This window comes from Thermoactinomyces sp. CICC 10521 (genome assembly GCF_016055135.1).
GTDB classification, from domain to species: domain Bacteria; phylum Bacillota; class Bacilli; order Thermoactinomycetales; family Thermoactinomycetaceae; genus Thermoactinomyces_A; species Thermoactinomyces_A daqus.
Window position 1 is genome coordinate 1 of record NZ_JAECVZ010000073.1, and the last position, 2,273, is coordinate 2,273.

Genomic DNA, 2,273 nt, shown 5'->3' on the forward strand with positions numbered 1-2,273 from the left:
TGGTATTGAGCCATTGTGAAACCCTCCTTGTTTGGGAATGTTTGCCAACTACTATTCTAACCGAGGAATTTCACCATGGCTCAATTATTTTTCGCAGCTTCCATTTTTACACAATTATACGGACTTAACTAACTCCTATTTGCGATTAATAAAATTCATATTATTTTTATTATAAGGTAAATTTATTGTTTATTAAAGCGTATTAGAGCATTTTCTCATGTATTGCGTTATAGTATTCTTTTCATGGGGGAGGCGGTCAAGGAGATCGACTACCGGTTATCCTAGTAGCAGTGGGCGAGGAGGAGCGACGATGTCCCCGCGGGCATCCTACTGCACGCCGCCAACGGGGTTTCCTTCAACGTCAGCCGCGGCACAGGATGGCTTCTTGATCGGATCGGGCCAAACATGCTTTTTTATGCATAGATCTATCACCTCTAATGTCCGATAAGGCTTATTATTTATAAATAGCCCAAATTGAAATAAAGCCGATTCCTAGTATAGGAACGGCTTTTTTCTGGTTTTTTCTATCCGAAACTGTATATTTTACACGTATCTCGGACTTACCCCAACCAACGGCGCAGCCAATGGCTCCAAACTTCCAAATGAACGGCATCTGCCAAGGGAAGAAGTGAGGCGGATGCTGGATGAACAAATGGCCAGCAAGGAAGAGCGTCGGATGCTGTATGAACTGGAGCAGATCGAGAATTACCCGGTTCAGTACGTGAAGGATTTGCAGTATCTCCGGAAGCTGATGGTGGAGTATCCATCAGTAGACATGTTGGAGGAGATCAAGAAATTCGCCGCACACAAGCTGGACAAGCCCTTGAAGAAGAAATCAAATCCCCGGCTGGCCCTTCGACGAAAAGGGGTACATCGGAACGTATCAAGTCCGGTGGAAAAACGTGAAGACGACTCGATTCGATGCCAAAGCCTTTGAAATGGAGCATCCGGACTTGGCCCAAAAATACAAAAGAGAATCGACTTATCGCCGATTCTCCTTATCCCGAGGTTGAGATTGATTGGACAGAGAGGAATGGCGGTTCCCCTCTGTCCTCCATGATACACCATGACAAACAGGAGGACAACAATGGAGCACATCTTGGAAATGGAACGTTAGCTGGAGGAAGTTTCTTGATCGCTGCCCCTGCCATTACAGGCGGGGGATTTTTTGTTAAATAAAAAGATAAAATATTCATGTTTATATTTACATATAAAAAATAAATTGCTATAATAGACTTGCAAGTTAAATAAAAACATAATAAATTAAATGTAAAGGGGACAGGTTCATGATCAATAGCGTCGTTCTTGTTGGTCGTCTCACTCGTGATCCGGAGCTTCGGTATACGTCGAGCGGTGTGGCTGTAGCGAGATTCAGCATTGCGGTCAATCGCAACTTCACGAACCAAAACGGCGAACGGGAAGCGGATTTCATCAATATCGTCACTTGGCGGAAGTTGGCCGAAAACTGCGCCAACTATCTCAAAAAAGGTTCTCTGGTTGGTGTGGATGGCCGTTTACAGACCGGGAAATACGAGAATCAGTAAGGGCGTACGGTCTATACGACGGATGTCGTGGCCGAGAGTGTTCAGTTCCTGGAGCCGAAGGGTTCTCGTGAGGGAACAGGTTCCAAAGATCCTTTTGCGGAAAACCCCATTGATATCTCTGATGCAGATTTGCCTTTTTGACAGACTGACGGGTCCCTCAGTACCCGGGGGACTCTTTTTAACCATAAAGGAGAGAACAACATGAACGCACAGAAAGCCATTCAAGCCGGAGCGTTGACTTTTTATCACCAGATGGCCAAGCTAGTGGCAGAGGAAGTGATGGAATGGGCTATTTTTTGAAGAAGAGATCAAAGGATGACAGGAGGAATTACAATGACCATGAAAATCAGAAAAGTGACGGGAATCGGAAATGTCATGATTCCAAAAGAGTATCGGGATCAGATGGGGTTACAAGCGGGGGATCAGGTGCTGATCACCTGCCAAGACAACAAACTCATCATCACCAAAGTGGATGAAAGGAAATTGGCCAAGCTGATCAATGAATGAGGTGAAGGGCAGCCGAAAAAAGGGGCTGCCTTTTCGTTTTCCTTCCTATCCCTTATCCTCACATTTTCATGTGTCTCAAAATGGTGTCCAATTAGTTTAGACGATTAGCGAAAAAAGTTCACGGATTGCGTCCAAAAACTTCAGATTTCCTAACATACTGGGTTGATATTATAATCTTAAAAATTACTTCTTTAGACAAAAATAAAATGAATCATATTACAA

General features: G+C 44.0%; 2 protein-coding genes and 1 pseudogene. All 3 read left to right on the forward strand.

Features of this window, described 5'->3' with window-relative positions; genetic code table 11:
• Positions 1–637 precede the first annotated feature (637 nt).
• The 3 genes and pseudogenes from I8U17_RS17970 to I8U17_RS17980 all read left to right on the forward strand — a co-directional run bounded on the left by I8U17_RS17970 (position 638) and on the right by I8U17_RS17980 (position 2,051).
• The gene (locus I8U17_RS17970) at positions 638–937 is read left to right on the forward strand and encodes a hypothetical protein (RefSeq protein ID WP_198056606.1); all 300 of its coding nucleotides are present in this window, start codon (positions 638–640) and stop codon (positions 935–937) included.
• 349 nt (positions 938–1,286) lie between these two features.
• Positions 1,287–1,685: pseudogene (gene ssb / locus I8U17_RS17975) on the forward strand (single-stranded DNA-binding protein).
• Between the two features lie 192 nt (positions 1,686–1,877).
• Entirely contained in the window at positions 1,878–2,051 is a 174-nt protein-coding gene (locus I8U17_RS17980; protein WP_160173823.1) for an AbrB/MazE/SpoVT family DNA-binding domain-containing protein, read from the forward strand.
• Positions 2,052–2,273 lie beyond the last annotated feature (222 nt).

What these genes read in the sequence shown, in the direction of transcription:
- I8U17_RS17970 (WP_198056606.1), top strand. Translation starts at nt 638, where the DNA reads ATGCTGGATGAACAAATGGCCAGCAAGGAAGAGCGTCGGATGCTGTAT.
- I8U17_RS17980 (WP_160173823.1), top strand. Translation starts at nt 1,878, where the DNA reads ATGACCATGAAAATCAGAAAAGTGACGGGAATCGGAAATGTCATGATT.